Below are 16,986 nucleotides of genomic sequence, written 5' to 3' on the forward strand. Positions count from 1 at the left end.
GCCTTTCCTTAATTATTCAGCTTGATGCTAGCGGTTGCGACAAGGTCGTCCGGTAAGTTTGGTAACCGCCCAATGCCCGGAATGACAAGAAATGGCACCAGCGGGTTTGCGTTGTACGGATAACTGATACGCACGCTCATCACGCCATCGGCGCCCGGTGGCGTGATAACGACTGCAACCAGATCACGGCTCGAACTGGGCATCCAGCTCAATTGTTGATCAATCACGGTCAAGGCTTCTTGCTGGTAATCCGCCTGCCCCGGCACCAGGCCCACGGCTTGGCGCACAGCCTCGGCTGAGGCGTTGTTAAATGACTGCATCATCAACAATGGCAGGCTATAACTAACGGTGCCGTAGAAAATGGCGAAGAACAGTACGAACACCAATGCAAATTCAATCGCGGCGGCTCCCCTCTGGCGGCGAGCAGATGCCCTGGCAACAATATGTTTCATTTTCGGTGCCTCCACTACATGCCCAGCATTTATTCAGGGTTGAAGATTTAATCCGATTTGTAGAGCATCTAAACATCTGGCACTAACGTACCACTTACTATTCCTCAACCTACAAGGCTCAACCATTAATGAATACCGCCATATTGCTAATCTGGCTGGCGATTTGCGCCTTGCAGGATGTCCAGAAAAAGCGCATTTCCAATTGGCTGACATTCGGTGGCATTGCCTTCGCCCTTTTCTATTTGCTGCTACGCGATCAAAGCCTGCTCGGCTACACCGCCGTAGAAGCCTTTATTGCCGCGGCTTTCGCCGTATTGCTTAGCCTGCCCGGTTACATGCTTAACAAGCTGGGGGCGGCAGACGTCAAACTTTTGATATTCATCGGCCTTTGCGGCAACAGCCAGATACTGCTGATAACGATTGCCGCCGCGGGCATCCTTCTTCTCGCTTGGGCGGCAGTCGCCCAGAAAACTTGGCCTACTCTCAGCCGCTCAACCCAAGAGCGACTCAAATATCTGCAGCCTCACTCCAAATCGGCTTATCCCTACGGGCTATTTCTTTTTGGCGGATTTTTGACATCTCTTATTCTGACTAAAACTTTCTGAATACAGACAAAGTGCTATACCTTAAGTATGGGACGAACGTACTGACTGCTTGAAAGATGCAATCTTGAGCATTCACTGCTTGTCGCATGGGCTTTAGCTGCAAACACAACATCGATGTTAAAAAAACTAAAATGACTGGATGAGTTGACATGGAAAGGCATCAACGCTTGATTAAACTCCTCGTCGTGGATGACGAGCCGGATATCGTTGACGAGCTTTGTGAGTTTCTTAGCCACAGTGGTTACACCTGCATTGGCTGTCACAGTGCGCACGAGGCAATCGAATTGTTCTGCGCCGACCCGCAAATCGGCATTGTGCTGAGCGATTTGCACTTGCCGGGGAAAAATGGCATCAGCCTGATCAGTACCTTGGAGAAGACCTACGACGGTAATCGCCAGTTCGAAGCGATCATTTTCACGGGCCAAACCGAAACTCAGGATGTGGTCGCGGCTATGCGCGCAGGCGTTGCCGACTTCTATCAAAAACCCATCAATATGGATGAAGTTGGCCGGGCGGTCCGACGCCTTGAACGACACTTGCAGGAGCGCCTCGACGATGGCGCCAAGCTCGACCAGATGAACCAGAAACTGCATTTTTTGGCTGAGTCGATCGGCGAGTTGCATCTGGACCTGCACCAGATGCGCAGCCACTTTGGCCAGACTGAACCCAACCCTGCCACAGAATGTGCTGATGCAATCCCGGCGCACTTCAATCAATTGTCTCCGCGCCAACTGGAAGTCGCACGCCTGATTGGCAAGGGCTTGACCAACTATCAGATCGCTTGCGAACTGGGGATTACCGAAAACACGGTAAAACTCTATGTGTCGCAAGTTCTGCGCCTGACCCACATGCACAATCGCACGCAATTGGCGCTGGCGTTGTCGCCTAATCGAAAGAGTGAAGGCTCTGCGGTAGTCGCTCACTAAAGGACCACTGCGCCGAGCGCGCAGCTGTCCTTTGACCTGCTGATTCGTAGAGCCTGAGTCAACCTGAAAACGGCGCGCACCGAGGCTCATAGCAGTAACTCGGCGCGACTGCCGCAGGTCAGGTTTGCGCCAACATCGGCTTTGGCCAGCTCAATGCCCAGACCGTTGAGCAAGGTGTTGACCAAAGGATCAACCAGCGGCGCAAGTACACCCTGAATTACACCTTCCAGACTACCCAGCAGTGAGCTGATAAGGCCCACTGAAGTCGTTATCAAGCCACCAAGCAAACCAGGACTGCTACTGGAATAGGGCTCTAAATCGATACCCGCCAAGGTAGTAGCTAAGCTACCCGCCACATTGTTATTGGCGTTGGCAGACTTGTAATAAGGCGTCTCACCCACATTTGGCAGTTCGTTTGCGTTTGGCGCGCTAAAAAGCAAAGAAGGCGCATTTATCCCACTGCCTATAACGCTTGAATTAAGGGTGAGGCCGAGTCCGGAACGAACGGTAAATGCAGCTTGCTTGCGGTCGGAAACCCAGCTTCCGCTGGTTGTTTGCCACTGAGGATCGAAGCAAATTGTAAGCAGGCAAGATGTTGGCCTGACTCGTTGCTCACCCAGCTTGACCAAGGCCAATGGCGCCGCGACAGGTAAGTTTGGCGAGTTGAATACCTTATCCCGAACATCGGCCGGATCATCACCCAATTGCCCGACCGCCAGGTTCAAGGCGGATGTCGTCACATCGACTTCAAGGCTCTTATCGGTGTTGCTTGTGCAGCTGAAATCCGTAACCCGTGCTTGCGCCTCGGCGACATCCAGCATCACATCAATTCGACCTCCAGGCAGTACCTGTGCAGCGCTGATGCTTTTACTTGCGCATGGCCCACAAAGGATTCCCTGCACCAGATCACCGACTGCCCCGAGCAAGTTAAGGTTGAGTACGCTATTCAAAAAGCTGCCAACAGACGAAGTGGCAGCCGAGGGCTGTAAAATACTGTCCAAAGTAGTGGTCGTCCCACTCAAATCAATACTCAGTGCGGTGCGGATTTGCGCCGAGCGCACGGCAATCTGATTCGGCCCGTAGGGGTCCGCTATGGCCAGTTCGGGGTTACCAATCGCCGACAACTGTGGCGGTTCGATGACTTTGATATTCAGGGTGACATTGGTCAGCCCCGGCACCGTAATGGGCAGGCTGGCAACGGCTGCGCTTTTACTGTTGGCCAGCTCGACCGTGCCCTGAACCAACTGCAGAAGGTTGAGCGCGGTATCTAGCCCTGCCTTTTGCGTGGCGCTTTGAACATTGATCAGCTCGCCCAGTTGCAACAGTGGCGAGGCGGCTGGCACCACTGCGGAAAGGGCATTGAGCCCCGCAATCGCCGCATCCAGATCAGCGCTGGTTCCCGCCTGCTGCAGCGTTGTGGCGGCAACATCGAGCAAGGTGCCGAGCGACAGGTTTTCATCGAGCAACGACTGATAATCCCCCACCGTAATGCCCTGGTTGATTGCCAGTTGGTCGAGGTAGTCCAACAGATTTATCTGGCTCTTGGCCAAGCCGTCCCAGCCCGCGGCCGAGAGATTGACTGAACCACCGAGCAGGCCACCAATCAGTGCGTTAAGCAGCGGTGACTGGGTGGAATCCACCGTTGCCAGCGTGGTGCGCAAGGTCAATGCGGCAAGCGGCTCACGCTTGGCAGCAACGGCTTGGGCAGCAATAGTCACCTGTTCGCCAAACAGTCCGCCCAGAATAAGGCTGGCGGGCACCTCGCGACGGGCATCGACTTTAATCGCACTGCCCGTGGCGTCGGCAAGAAAGCTGCGGCGGCTGCCACTTTCATCGACATTTCCGCATGTGGCAACCAAGGTGCGCTGGGTATCAAGGGTGAAGCCATTGCGCACTTGCGCGTTCTCGGCCGCATAGCTTTGCGCGGTCGTTGCCCCGCCCCCCGCTTGGCAATTTCCATCACGCAGCACCGCTTCCAAAGCCGCCATGTCTGCCACGCGCTGGAGGCTGCGTTTCTCCAGATACAGGCGGCCCGTGTCGATTGCCAGCATCAGGAAAGTAAGCGCCATCAGCATCACCAGCGCTGCCATGATGCCAATAGCACCGCGCTGGCGTTGATAGCTCAGTATATGTTGAGGAGAACGCCTGCTAGCCATGCTATCGCTCCTGCCCGTAGGGTGTGACAAGTGCAACTTGTCCACCATCGTCATATCTATTCATCGTCTAGATGGCGGACAAAACAAGCGTTGTCCGCCCTACTTGGCGGATGTGGCACCTGCAGCTCGTCCGCCTACTAGTTGCTGCCTCCCGTTGACATTTTCCCACCCTGTTCTTGTTCGAAAAACTCGGGGATCGGGTGGCTGTAACTGTCGAGCCAGCGCTGGTAAGCCAGTTCACGCTCGGCCGGGGTCGCGGTTTGCAATTTCATGGACGCAGCCCGTCCGTCACGCTGGATAGCCAACCAACTTTCGGTCTTGGAATTTTGCGGTATCGGCTTGGTGGTCGCCGCTTCCTCAGCCGGTGAAGGAACAGGCATGAGCAGGCCCAGCGTAAACAAACCGCAAGTCGCCAGATGCTTTATTGATGAGCTATTCATGGTTGGATGTCCTGTTGAATGAGGCTGACGGCCTCGCCAATAACACCTACGGATGTGACAGCGGCTGAGCCACCAGTCGAATCACTTGCGCCATCCTGGCTAGCCAATGGCAGCGGGGTTGCAGCAGATTTCAACTGTTCAGAGCGCTGCAACGCTTCACGAACCTGCGCAGCACTCAGGTGCAGGCGGGAAACCAAATCAGCCGCTTGCTGCGACTTGTTTTCCACAAACAACAGGGCCAGCAGGTTGGTCGCTGGCAGGCTGTCCGACTGGCTCAACTCAACGGCGGTCAGAAACTCAAAGCGGGCATCGTCGGTACGCTTTTGGGTGAGGTAGACCACGCCGAGGTCATTGCGAATCTTGGCGTCGGTGGGTGCCAAAGCTGCGGCGCGTTCGAGTCGCTGCATGGCCTCGACCTGATCACCTCGTGCGGCGGCAAGTTGCCCAAGGCCTTGCTCGCCGGCGGCGCTCAGGCAGGTTCCGATCAGGCTTTCATAGAGCGCCTGGGCTTCTCCGCGACCAATGCTGCGCATGATCCGCGCCTGGCGCAAGCGCACCTCTGGCGAGGATTGCGGCAACCCCTGCAAGTTAGCCAAGGCCGCATACAGCCGCCCTTCATCCGCCATTTCTTTGGCCAAGTTCAGCGCCAACTCCTGTTCCTGGCTGGGTTTGTTGGCGCAGCCCTGAGCATTGTCTGCGGCATACCCCGGCATTACCTGATTCGCCGTACAGCCACTTAACACCGCGGCGCACAACGCGCTGCCAAACACTATTGCCAACTTCATGAAATACCTCCAAGTGCGCGGCCTATTGCGCTCATGCCTGGTCCGGCAAGGACAATCAGCAATGCAGGAAACAGAAACAGCATCATCACCACTGACATCTTCCCTGACAGCTTGGAGATGTATTCCTGAAGATTGGTCAGGCGGCGCTCATCAAGCAGCTTTTTCAGCGCCAGCAGAGAACTCATTGCCCCGCCGCCCTGGCGAATCAGTTGCTGCAGAATCGCCAGGCTGTCGCTCAGCTCATCGACATCCAGTTGCTTGCCCATGACGCTAAGTTCGTCGGCAAGCTCCAACCCTGAATCAACATGCTTGAGCACTGCATCGAGCTCAGTGGTAAGCACAGGCAGCAACTTTTTACTTTCCAGGCTGATAACCCGAAGTGACTGCTCAACCGTCAAGCCGGCATCAAATAGAATGCGCAACAGCGGAATGAATATGGAGACCTCATTGATCAGTTGCTGTTGACGCCGGGCCGCTGCCATAGCGAGCACCCGTTTGGGCAATAGAAAGCCGCAACCCAGGGCCAGAATCCAGTACACCCAGGCTTTCTCCGGGGGCTGCGCCAAGAATGAAATCACCAGCACCACCAGCCCCAACATAAGGAATGGCAGGAGTAATTGGCAGGCCATATAAAACGCCCGCTGGTTGGCTCGGCGCCAGCCGATACGGTTGAGCAATATATGTGTCTCGCCATCGAGGCTGAGCAACTTGCGCCCCACACCACTGCGACCGAGCTGCTGGATAAGTGCATCGCCGCGCCGGTGCTTGTGCTGAGCTTGCTCGCGACCACCGACCAGGCGCTTGGCAACCACCGCCCGCACCCGTTGTTGCTGCACGGCGTTGGCAATCAACAAGACAGCTGATATGGACAGCAGCAAGACCATCACAGCCCAGGCCATCTCAGATACTCCTCAGCATGCGCCAGAGCATCACAGTGCCCAGCACTTGCAGGATAAAGGCGCACAAGAGCATTTTCTGTCCGCTGCTATCGAGCCACATGCTCATCAAGTAGCTGGGATTGACCGCCAATATATAAGCAGCCATCGACACCGGGAGCACACCCAGAACCACAGCCGTCAGCCGTGTTTCACCGGTCATTGCGCGAAGCTGCCGGGCGATTTGTTCACGCTCCTGAATCACCTTGATCAAGCCAGCTAGCAATTCGCTGGCACTGCCACCAAAGCGATGATTAACCTTGACCCCCAAAGCGAGAATCCGCAGCTCTTCTTGCTCGTAGAGTTCGGCGACATCATCCAGCGCCTCCGGCAAGCTGACGCCTAACTTGACGTTGCGCTGCACCCGCGCCAATGCACCGTGCAAAGGCTCAGGCGCGGTATCGATACCCTTGACCAGTGCATCACCCAAGGTCCGACCGGTTTGCAGGCTGCGCATGACCTGATCGAGCATTTGCGGCAACTGATGCACCACCCGCCGCAGACGCCGACGATAACGCCAGCTAAGCAGCATATGCAGGCCTAACGGCGGCAGCACCAGTGCAACCAATGCAAAGATCCAGCCGCCAATCAGTTGCCCCAGCACCAGCAGCGCCATCCAGAGGCTGAACAAGAGCCCGAGCCGCTCGCTGGGCAGCTTCAGGCCTGCGCGCAGGAAGGCACGTTCCAGCCAGCCCCAGCGGCTATCCTTGATCATTTCCGGCTTGGCCTGACCAAGCCGCTCAATCACATGCTCGGTGCGTGACTGGCGCCAACCGTACTGCATCACCAGCAAGCCCAGCGCTGCCAGCACCAGGCAAATTGCAGCCAGCAGCAGCGACGCGTTCATTGCAGTTCCCGCCAGGCATGTTGAAGTTTTTCACTGGCAGGGTTCATTGCCTCACGCAGGAACTTGCCAGAGTGACGTTCGAGCCGGAACAGGGTGTTGGTGACGTAGACATCATCGCGAATGCCCACCACCTCGACCACTTCACTGACGCAACGGCGGCCATTGGGCAGGCGGGTGAGTTGGATAACGATGTCGAGCGCAGCGCAGATCATCTGGCGCAAGGTACGCTCGGCGACTTGACGACCGGTGAGGCCGACCAGGGTTTCCAGGCGCAGCAATGCATCCTGTGCGCTGTTGGCATGCACGGTGCTCATTGAGCCATCGTGACCGGTGTTCATGGCCTGCAGCACGTCTATCACTTCCACGCCGCGAATCTCACCGAGAATGATTCGGTCCGGGCGCATCCGCAAGGCGTTACGAATCAGATCGCTAGCCGCCACTTCACCATGGCCTTCAGCATTCGGCGGACGTGTTTCCAGGCGAACAACGTGCGGGTGATTAAGCTGCAATTCGGCGGTGTCTTCGATGGTGACAATCCGCTCATGTTCCGCGACCAACAAACTCATGACATTGAGCATGGTGGTCTTGCCGGTGCCGGTACCGCCGCTGACCAGAACGTTGCAGCGTTGGCTCACGGCAAGCCGGATAAACTGCAGAACCGCTTCATCAACCGATTGATGCGCGAGCAAATCCGCACTTTGCAGCAAGTCCTTGCGAAACTTACGCACTGACAAGCAAGGGCCATCAAGGGCGATTGGCGGAATAATCGCATTGACCCGGCTGCCGTCTGGCATGCGCGCATCGACCATTGGGCAAGACTCATCGAGCCTGCGCCCAAGTGGCGCTAGAATTCGCTGGATCACCCGCTGCACATGCTGATCATCAATAAAGCGCAGGTCGCTTTGGTGGAGCATGCCTTCACGTTCGATAAACACGCGATTGGGGCCATTGACCAGAATTTCTGTTACCGAGGCGTCATGCAGCAACACCTCAAGCGGGCCAAAACCGGTGAGTTCATCCACCAGCTCTTCGGCCAGTCGTTCCATTTCATAACGCGACACAGCCAGGTGATGACGGTTGACGTAATCCACCACACGGTCAGTGACAAACCGCGAAACCTGGGGCCTTGGACTTTCAAGAATATTGACCCCTTCATCGTCAATTGCATCGATGATAAAACGGTGCAACACCAGCTTCAGGCCCTGGCCGTCGTACTGGCCTTCCTGGCTGTAGCGGGCGGTGCCGCCAAACAGTGTTTCGCCACTCATGCGGATTTCCTCCGCGGCCACGGCCAGCGTGATGCGCTCGGATCTTTACGCCGCTCAGCCAAGAGGTAACCTAATTTACGAAGGGCTTTACTGATCCGTTCACGGGGCGATACATCGAACAAGCTACGCCCCAGGTTGCGCGCACTCATGCGTACTTCCGGGCTGGAGGGCAGCACTTCAATCACCGGCAGCGCGAAGGTCTTGCCCAGGGTTTCGCTGTCCGGTGCGACGCTGGGCATGTAACGGTCCACCAGCAGGCTGGCATTCTGTAGCTTGACCCCGGCATCGCGCCAGTTGGCCAGCAGTTCAAGATTGCGCTGACACCCTGAAACGCCTTGATCGGTGCACCAGAGCAAGCGTTCAGCATTGCTCGCAAACAGGCGCAGTGCCTCGCTGTCAGGCTGGCCGGCAAGGTTGACCACAATAAATTGGAAGTGTTGGCGCAGCGCCCCAAGCAACAGGTACAACTCCGCAGCGGTGGCAGCTTCAAGAGGTTGATCCTTGGCCGCTTGCGAGAGCACGCGCATGCCGCAACTGGTCTGGCTGAAGGCGCTGTCGATCAGGCTCGCATCCATGCGCCGGATGTTGCGCATGGCATCGGCAAAATTGAATGAGGCTTGCAACCCCAATGCGGCCAAGCCCTCGCCTGGCGGCAATCCCAAGTCGAGGAGCAAGGTGGTTTGACTGGTCTGGGAAATCGCCAGGGCCAAATGGCTGGAAATCAAACTTGCATCGGCATCCTGCTGCCGACAATACAAGGCAATCAGCTTGCCGGTCTGGGTGCTCGGTTGCAGGCTCGGCATGCGCCGACTCAGGTGCCGAACCAAGCCGGTTACCTCACTGGTGCGCGCCCCATAGGCAATAAAGTCACGCGCCCCTGCGCGCATGGCGCTCAATACCAACTGGTTATCCAGGCCATCGCCCAGCGCCACAATTGCCAGCATCGGCTTGGCTTCAAGCACGCCTTCGATCAGTGAGCTCTGCGCCACCAGGTTTTCACGGTCGAGGCCAACAAACAGCAGTCCGGCACCGGTCACGTCCGCCAGTGACAGCACTTCGTTCAGCGCACCATGACCGACTTTGAGCACCTCGCCCAACGAGCTCAATGAGCCCCGCAGCCATTCAAGGTCGGCGTCATTACGGGTCAAGGCTAAGAATGTCTGACTCATGACCAACCCCTATTGCGACAAGCCGGAGCGTTTGTCGAAATTGCCGTTCTCGAAGAAGTACATCTTGAAAAAGTTCGGATCGTAAGTGCGCAGATTCTCTCCGGGTAAGGAAGGCATTTGCGCATCAGCGGCGAGCGGCTGGACCAGGTGTGGCGTGACAACCATCAGCAACTCACGGTCTTCGCGGTTAATGTTGGTCGAACGAAAGAAGGCGCCCAGAATCGGGATATCGCCCAAGCCAGGAAACTTGTTCAACTGAGCGGTATTGCTACTGCTGATCAAGCCGCTGATGACAAAGCTCTCACCGTCCGCCAAGCTGATGCTGGTGTCTGTACGCCGCACATTCAGCGCCGGAACCACGGTGCCGGCGATCTCGATACCCGCGGCGAAATTCAACTCGCTCACTTCAGGCGCGACCTTGAGGTTGATCCGGTTATTGCCCACCACGGTTGGCGTCAGGGTCAGACGAACACCGAACTCCTTGTATTCAATGCTGATGTTGTCGCTGCCGCTACTTGGCACCGGGACCGGGAACTCACCACCGGCGAGAAAACTTGCACTCTGGCCGCTCAGCGCAACCAGACTGGGCTTGGCCAAGGTGTAGGCAAAACCGCTGCCTTCCAGGGCATTCAAGATCCCCAGCACTTTGCTGCTGCCACCCCCGAAGACAACGTTGAAGCCGCTGTTCACCAACGGAATCGCCGGGCTGATACCGCCCACCAAGCCGGGGGAGACCGTGACCCCGCCGACAGTACCGGGCGCACCGAAGAGAAAGTTATTGGAACCGGTACCGAATAACGAGGTGCTCGCCTCTTTCATCTTGCTGCGGCTGACTTCAACAAAGCGGATATCGGTCTGTACCTGGCTGATAGGCAATTCCAGCGGATCAGGATGAACCGGCCGGGCCAATGCCGCCGTGGCTTGGCCTTCGACATAGACCATGCTGCTGCGCGGCTCAGCGCTGCATGAGGTCCAGACCATCAAGCTGGTCGCGCCTGATTTTTTACCGGTCAGCAAGAAACTGTCATTACCCGTCAGGCGCACGTCGGCGGTTTCAGGATCACCCACCGCCAGACGCTTGATCGCCATTGGATAACGGATTTGCTGCTGCATGCCTTGCCCTACTTCAATCACCGCAGACACTGCCGCGAGTGATGAGCAGGCCGCCGGTGCAGCCCAGGCCTGAGAATGGTTAAACACTGCGCAGCCAATGAGGCTGAGGGTGAAAGCGATCCGACGACTCATACAGATCATGCTTTGGCTTCCTTGCGGGTCAGGGTGTTTGCCAAGAATTTTCTACGCCGCGAAACACCTGGATTCCAGGGCTGCGGGCAACAGCGCGCGGGGCTTTACTGGTCACCGCAGGCGGTGAAGCCTTGCCTTCGAGACTGTTGAGCGGCAGCAGGCTGCGGGTTTTGTCATCGAGTGCAATCAGGTTGACCTCACCTGCGGCGTAACGCTGGTGCAAGTCTTCATCAGCACTGCGCACGGCCAGACGCAAAGTTCCGGCCTGGCTGGCCAGCATCAGGCGAGTCACCAACTCCTGCGGCACCGCGAGCACCACGCTGCGACCGGCTTTAGGTTGTTTTTTTTCATCGTCCTTGTCTTTGATCTGCACCGCCTGGCCATTGAGGTTCGGCCCCAACTCCTGGCCATAACTCAAGAGCCGCACGGCAGGCACTGCAACCTGAGCGGTTTGCTGCTTTTGACCGTCTTTTTCCTGCATGAACAGCAGCACATCGACGTAGTCACCGGGGCGCACATGGCCGCCACCGCTGATCACCTCATCAACCGCAACGGCGACTGCACGCTCTTGTGGACGGATCATTTGCGCCAGCGGACCGCCAGCGGCAAAACTTTCCTGGCTCAGCCAAGTTCCTGCGCCAATTGGATTCCAACTGCTGCGTCCAACGACTTGTTCGATACTTGAAAAACTGCCTTGAGGCGCTACGCGCAGCTGCTCAATGGCCACATCTTCGGCCTTGATTGGCACAAACGGCGCTAATGCCTTTACTGCAACCACCACAGCTGAACGCTGCGCATTGTCAGCGGCCTCGTCGATACGCGTACTCAAGGTTTGAGGCTGTTCGGTGACTGGCGGCGCTACGGCTGCATTATTGCTCGGTGGCGGTTGTTGGCTCAGCGCAATTCCCCAATACCCTGCGACCACTGCTCCCAGCAATAAAACCCCAGCCAACGCCATGGTTACCCGGCTGTCCATGGTGACTTTCTCCTTTGCCCTGACAACTAGTGAATGCCTTATTGTTTTACGTGTTTGGCATCAATACAGGTGGCAGTAAACGCCTTGAAAAGCACCCTCGACATCTGGCGTAAACCCCTACGCCAAAGCGTTTACCGGCTAACTACAGTGATAGCTGGAATTACGCCATTTCACCACTATGACTTTATAACTATACCCATGGGTCTAATTACTTCTTACAGTTGCGCTGGCGCTTGCACTAGACAATGCTCAAGGTGCAAGTACGTCTATATATAAGGAGATTAAGATGTCCCTGATTAATATGATTCGAAAACTGCATATAGCCGCCGTGGTTAAAACCACCACCTTTCTAAAAGAAGAAAAAGGCGCGGCGGGCATTGAATATGCCATTGTGGCTACATTAGTGGCCGTTGTATTGGTTGGGTTTGCCGGACCAATCAGCACAGCAGTAAAAGCTATATTTATTAATATTTGTACTGCAGTAGGCGGTGCGAGCTGTCCAACAGCCTAGTTCACACTAACTTCATAAGTTAGTTATCAAACTAGGAGTTACGCCATGCAGCATCAATCCAACGAGTGCCATGAACTGCTGTTGGTCGATGATGAAGAGGATATTCTGCTGGAGCTGGCAGAGCTGTTGGAGCTGGAGGGCTATTGTTGCCACACCGCAATATCGGTGCACAAAGCCCTCGAGCAACTGACCCGCAACCCATACATTGGGCTGGTGATTACCGACTTGCGCATGCCGGAAGAGAACGGTGCACAACTGATCCAACACCTGCGCACGCACTGCTCGCGCCAACACTTGCCGATTATCGTCACCTCGGGTCACACCGACGCAGATGAAGTGGCAGATGTGCTGGAGATGAACGTGATCGATTTTTTCAAGAAACCGATTTACCACACCCGACTGCTCGAGACTCTTCATCGATTATTGCCGCCCCTGCCGTTGAGGGCCGCACACTACTGATTTCCGGCTCGATCAGCTTTAACTCCACGCGCTCCCTGCCCCAGTGGTCGGGAGCTTTTTTTGGTGGACAAGCTGCGCGTTGTCACACCCTACGCGGTGATGTTCTTGTAGGGAGGACAGCGCTTTTCTGTCCGCCATTTACCGTGCAAAACAGGCTCGCCTGCCAATCTTTGGTGGACAAGCTGCGCGTTGTCGCACCCTAAGGATGATATTTACCTTGCACCTACTCAGAGTTGGTAGCTAAAGCTGAAGGTCAGGCGTGGGCGCCGGTTATTGCTATCCAGGGCGACATCAGACATCGGCTTTGCCGCTTCCACGGAGATGTTGTAGTAACGCCCATCTCCGAAGCGCAAGCCAAGCGCCGCCGAAGAGAGCTGCGAGGTCGGCAGTGGCGAGTCGTTGTACCAACTGCGTGCTGCATCGACCGCGATATAGGGCTGCAACAGCCGTAGCCACTCACTCTCGCGACGATAACTGTAGTTCAGCTCATACGAGGCGCCCCAACCCTTGTCGCCAGAAGCCTGGTCACTGGGGTAACCACGGCCAAAGTTTTGCGCGCCAAGCACGACGGTTTCGGCATCTGGCAGATTGTCATCGGTCCAATACACAGCCGCCGAAATTACACCCTGCCAGTTCTCCCAATACTGGTCGCTTTGCACGCCGGACAAACGCAGTCGTAAAAAATCCAGGTCATACAGCGAGTTATCGGTGTTCGCGCCCATGCCATCTATGCCTTGGTAAAGACCGGCACTGAGGATGCGCAACCGCTGGCTATCGGCCTGGCGCCAGTCTGTTTCCAGCCCCAGCACCCGAATGTCGGTGTCGTTATCGATACTCAGCGGAAACCCCACCACATCGAACTTGCTGTGATCATTGACCGCATAGAGCCGCGTACCGGCAGTCCACAACCGATCAGGCGCAGCAATCAACGGATGGGATAAGCCGATCGAGTAGCGATCGTTCTGGCGTTTGCGGGTTAACTCAATGCCGTTATCCAGGCGCAGGCGGTCATGGGGCTCACTCTTGTAGGTCGAGCCATAAAGGCTTAACTGAGTGCCTTCGCTGCCGAGAAACTGGCTGTAATCAAGGCGGTAGTAACGCTCTTCGTCTTCCCCTGGCGGAAACAAAGCACTGAGGGTGACTTGCTCGGCCAGTGCGGTCTGGGCATTGCTGCTGCCTGACAGGACCGCTTGAATGTCATCCCGGCTGCTGTCGCTCAAGCTCATGCTTGATGTCCAGGGTTTACGCGATGCTTGCGCGATCAGAGTGGTTGCACCATCGGTGGTGCCTGGCGGCGGGACCTGCGCACCGACCGAGACACCTGGAATCATGGTCAACAGCGTGGTGTAGCGCTCAAATGTCTTGCGGGTCAGCGGACGCTCGCCCTGAATCTTATCCAGCAACTTGCGCACGTAGTTGGACACTGCGCCAATATCGCCACTGAGTTGGTAGTCCTTTACATAGCCCTCAACCAGCACCACACGCACCACACCCTCGTTAAAAGACTGCGGCGGCAAGTAGGCATAGGACAATAAGTAGCCGTCGTCCTGATAGCGCTGTGTGATGCTGCGAGTGGCGCTGATCAACTCGCCAATACTGGCTTCACGGCCAACCAGGGGTTGAAAGATCGCCGCCACTTCATTCAGGGAATAAACACTGCCACCGGCGATCTGGATATTTCTGACCATGACCTTGGAACCCATCTCTAATTGCGATGGTTGCGGTTCAGGCACCTGCAGGGCGGGGGGTTCTGGTCGATAGGCATCAACCGGGAGGTTGGGCGTCGGGAGGTTTCGTTCGACATCATTGCTGTTGAGATAACTTGGCAACTGTTGCGCCAAGGCCAATTGAGAGCATGAAAGGCTCAGTACAACAGGGACTAACAAAGCGCGCATAGGACACTCCATGACCAAACTACTGACACGTTTTAAAACCACACAAACAAAAATGACGCTGAACCCCAGGGAGAGGGTTCAGCGCCTAAGGCTGTCAACTATTTCCGGTTGAGCAGGCCACCAGTCAGACCACCACTTGCTCCACCTTTAGCAGCGACACCCGCACCTAAACCTCCCAGCAAACCGCCCAGACCACCCGTTGCACCAGTGTCTGTCGTTGCCCCTTTGACCAAGCCTCCCAGGGCGCCAACAGTCTGGCCAACAGTGTTCACGGTATTACCCACTTGTTTGATCACCGGGTTGCTGCTCGCCGCCGCAACCTGGGTTCCAAGACCGCTCACTACACCACCCACCTGGTTAAGCGCAGCGTTGACTGGGGTATCAAGCTTGGTAGCAGCCCCGACTTGCTGGGTTACGCTGCTCACCCCGCCTACCACCGGAGTCACGACCTTGCCCAGTGCCGCACCCGCTACAGTCAATGGCGCGGTTAGGCCGGAGTTGGTGTTGGGCTGGCCTGAGCCACCCACCAAAGAGCCGAGCGAAGCAACAGTCCCGCCAAGCGCCCCGCCGTTACCAGCTGCGCCACCGACAATGCCGTTGCCACTGCCGATATTGATGCCCTGGCTAAGCGACTGTACTGCGCCGCCAGCCGTTTCGAGCAAGCCACTAACAGGGCCGCTGAGTTTGGTTTTCTCAGCCAAGCCACTGGTTACACCGCTTGTGCTTGCCACCAGGCTGTTCAAGCCGCCGACCGCCAGAGGCAGGCCTGTTGTGCCTTCGCCATCAGGCTGGACGTAGCCACCAGCTGCACCAGCAGTGCCGCCAACCCCTTTCAATACACCACCCACTGTTGAGGTAAGGGCGTTACCACCACCGACGCCAGCGGCTTTGTCACCCAACCCGCCCAGTGTATCGCCAACCTTGGCAATCAAGCCGGACACAGGCTGACCCAGCCCGGTCGCGGTGCCGAGGGTTTGTGTTGTGCCCTCGACAATGCTCACCACAGGCACCAACACTTTTGAACCAAGCTGATCGGTCACCTGGCCCAAAGGCCCAGTGGTGCTGGCAATGCTCAAGGTGTCACCCAGCATGGTCACACGCTCACCCACGCCATCGACAACGCCACCGACTTTACTGACGACGCCACCCACCAGCGGTACTTTCTGGATCGCGGCGCTGTCACCGACAAGCTGCAGCGAGTTCCCCACGCTGGAGACACCTGTACCAAGATCGCCCACCGCATTGCCTACACCCGCCACAGTGATGCCGACTGAGTTGCTGTCTGTGCCGAGTTGGCCCAGACCATCACTTAAACCGTCGCTGAGGCTGTTGACGGCAGCCCCCGTTGATGAAACCAAGCCACCTACGCCTGAGGTCAAATCTGTGTTGCCTGCAATTGGTGTGTTGGCAATCTGATCGCCCAGATCAGTTAAACCATCGCCAACAGCACCGGTGGTGTCGCCAAGGTTATCCACAATGTTGCCGGTCACCAGTGGCGTCTGGCCTGAACCTGGATCCGGATCCGGATCGGTGCCTGGACCTGGATCAGGGTCTGGATTAGTCACCACTGGTGGATTACCTGTGCCATCGCCACCACCGCCGTTACCTGTTCCGCCACCATTGCCGGTGCCTCCACCATTACCGGTTCCATCGCCGTTGCCTGTGCCATTGCCGTCATCCACGGCGACAGGATCAGACGCACTGCCATCTACAACACTTTTCGAACCACCACCGCCACTGCTGCAACCCGCAGTGAGCGAAACCATTAGTATCAGTGCGAGTGCACTACTTGTTTTAATTATTGTGGAGTTATTCATGATCAAAGTCCTTCTATAAGTGTTGTACATCTCAGGGCTTTAGTGCTGCAAACCCCAGACAACCCGTGACTTATAAAAGTCCAATAACCCACTCACAACAACCCGTATCTTGGTATTAACAGTTTATATAACCCTCCTCCAAGACCGAGCAGCCATTAACTAACAACTAATCACAAAGTTATAATCGCTACTTATACAATTAACACGGTGCTTATTCATCTATAGTCGGTAAAACTTTAATTATCCAGCAGTTAGTGTGATTGAGCGGCCCATTTCAGGACTGGACTGGCCCGAAGGGCAAACGCCAGCGAGTAAAAGGTGCGAAAAAGCGGCCGGGGTCGCGCTGGACTTTAGTTGTTCTAAATAAGCACTTTATTCGCTTTGCCTTCCACCTGAGCCTCAGCAAGGGCTGCCCCAGCAGGGGCTGCCCGAGTAATACCTGGCGCAGTAATGTTTCAATATATGTAGGTGGTGGCAGGTTTGCGGCATAATACGGCGCC

General features: G+C 56.3%; 16 protein-coding genes. 4 read left to right on the forward strand and 12 right to left on the reverse strand.

Annotated elements, in window-relative coordinates; translation table 11 throughout:
• Nucleotides 1-8: 8 nt before the first annotated feature.
• Nucleotides 9-452 carry a TadE/TadG family type IV pilus assembly protein gene (locus tag AACY26_RS16700; protein WP_339515736.1) on the reverse strand — a complete coding sequence of 148 codons (444 nt, stop codon included), beginning with the start codon at nt 450-452 and terminating at the stop codon, nt 9-11.
• Nucleotides 453-580: 128 nt separating this feature from the next.
• Between AACY26_RS16700 and AACY26_RS16705 the strand changes: the two genes are divergently transcribed.
• Both AACY26_RS16705 and AACY26_RS16710 read left to right on the forward strand, forming a co-directional pair.
• Nucleotides 581-1,057 carry a prepilin peptidase gene (locus tag AACY26_RS16705; RefSeq protein ID WP_339515737.1) on the forward strand — a complete coding sequence of 159 codons (477 nt, stop codon included), beginning with the start codon at nt 581-583 and terminating at the stop codon, nt 1,055-1,057.
• 149 nt (nt 1,058-1,206) lie between these two features.
• Nucleotides 1,207-1,983 carry a response regulator transcription factor gene (locus AACY26_RS16710; RefSeq protein WP_339515738.1) on the forward strand — a complete coding sequence of 259 codons (777 nt, stop codon included), beginning with the start codon at nt 1,207-1,209 and terminating at the stop codon, nt 1,981-1,983.
• A gap of 86 nt (nt 1,984-2,069) precedes the next feature.
• Here AACY26_RS16710 and AACY26_RS16715 read toward each other — a convergent pair whose 3' ends face one another.
• The 9 genes from AACY26_RS16715 to cpaB form a co-directional block, all read right to left on the reverse strand.
• Nucleotides 2,070-4,139: a pilus assembly protein TadG-related protein gene (locus AACY26_RS16715; protein ID WP_339515739.1), complete on the reverse strand. Its 2,070-nt coding sequence runs from the start codon at nt 4,137-4,139 to the stop codon at nt 2,070-2,072.
• Nucleotides 4,140-4,276: 137 nt separating this feature from the next.
• Nucleotides 4,277-4,579, reverse strand: a complete 303-nt coding sequence (locus tag AACY26_RS16720) for a DUF3613 domain-containing protein (protein WP_339515740.1) — start codon at nt 4,577-4,579, stop codon at nt 4,277-4,279.
• On the reverse strand, nt 4,576-5,364 hold the full coding sequence (locus AACY26_RS16725) for a tetratricopeptide repeat protein (protein WP_339515741.1): 789 nt from the start codon (nt 5,362-5,364) through the stop codon (nt 4,576-4,578). Before AACY26_RS16725 ends, AACY26_RS16720 begins: the two co-directional genes overlap by 4 nt.
• Nucleotides 5,361-6,263 carry a type II secretion system F family protein gene (locus tag AACY26_RS16730; RefSeq protein ID WP_339515742.1) on the reverse strand — a complete coding sequence of 301 codons (903 nt, stop codon included), beginning with the start codon at nt 6,261-6,263 and terminating at the stop codon, nt 5,361-5,363. Before AACY26_RS16730 ends, AACY26_RS16725 begins: the two co-directional genes overlap by 4 nt.
• Before the next feature lies 1 nt (nt 6,264).
• Nucleotides 6,265-7,146, reverse strand: a complete 882-nt coding sequence (locus tag AACY26_RS16735; protein WP_339515743.1) for a type II secretion system F family protein — start codon at nt 7,144-7,146, stop codon at nt 6,265-6,267.
• Entirely contained in the window at nt 7,143-8,414 is a 1,272-nt protein-coding gene (locus AACY26_RS16740; RefSeq protein WP_339515744.1) for a CpaF family protein, read from the reverse strand. Before AACY26_RS16740 ends, AACY26_RS16735 begins: the two co-directional genes overlap by 4 nt.
• Nucleotides 8,411-9,583: a pilus assembly protein gene (locus AACY26_RS16745; RefSeq protein WP_339515745.1), complete on the reverse strand. Its 1,173-nt coding sequence runs from the start codon at nt 9,581-9,583 to the stop codon at nt 8,411-8,413. The genes AACY26_RS16740 and AACY26_RS16745 overlap by 4 nt, the downstream gene beginning before the upstream one ends.
• 9 nt (nt 9,584-9,592) lie before the next feature.
• Nucleotides 9,593-10,828, reverse strand: coding sequence for a type II and III secretion system protein family protein (locus tag AACY26_RS16750; protein WP_339515746.1), 1,236 nt, complete (start codon nt 10,826-10,828; stop codon nt 9,593-9,595).
• 28 nt (nt 10,829-10,856) lie between these two features.
• On the reverse strand, nt 10,857-11,804 hold the full coding sequence (cpaB, locus tag AACY26_RS16755) for a Flp pilus assembly protein CpaB (RefSeq protein WP_339515747.1): 948 nt from the start codon (nt 11,802-11,804) through the stop codon (nt 10,857-10,859).
• Nucleotides 11,805-12,090: 286 nt separating this feature from the next.
• Between cpaB and AACY26_RS16760 the strand changes: the two genes are divergently transcribed.
• Together AACY26_RS16760 and AACY26_RS16765 are read left to right on the forward strand one after the other, a co-directional pair.
• Complete coding sequence (locus tag AACY26_RS16760; RefSeq protein ID WP_010490598.1) at nt 12,091-12,315, forward strand: Flp family type IVb pilin; 225 nt, start codon at nt 12,091-12,093, stop codon at nt 12,313-12,315.
• Nucleotides 12,316-12,360: 45 nt separating this feature from the next.
• Entirely contained in the window at nt 12,361-12,774 is a 414-nt protein-coding gene (locus tag AACY26_RS16765; RefSeq protein ID WP_339515748.1) for a response regulator, read from the forward strand.
• A 227-nt stretch (nt 12,775-13,001) separates the two neighbouring features.
• Here AACY26_RS16765 and AACY26_RS16770 read toward each other — a convergent pair whose 3' ends face one another.
• On the reverse strand, nt 13,002-14,669 hold the full coding sequence (locus AACY26_RS16770; protein WP_339515749.1) for a ShlB/FhaC/HecB family hemolysin secretion/activation protein: 1,668 nt from the start codon (nt 14,667-14,669) through the stop codon (nt 13,002-13,004).
• Between the two features lie 98 nt (nt 14,670-14,767).
• The gene (locus AACY26_RS16775) at nt 14,768-16,486 is read right to left on the reverse strand and encodes a collagen-like triple helix repeat-containing protein (protein WP_339515750.1); all 1,719 of its coding nucleotides are present in this window, start codon (nt 16,484-16,486) and stop codon (nt 14,768-14,770) included.
• Nucleotides 16,487-16,986: the final 500 nt, after the last annotated feature.

This window comes from Pseudomonas sp. RL_15y_Pfl2_60 (assembly GCF_963970595.1).
Taxonomy (GTDB): Bacteria; Pseudomonadota; Gammaproteobacteria; order Pseudomonadales; family Pseudomonadaceae; genus Aquipseudomonas.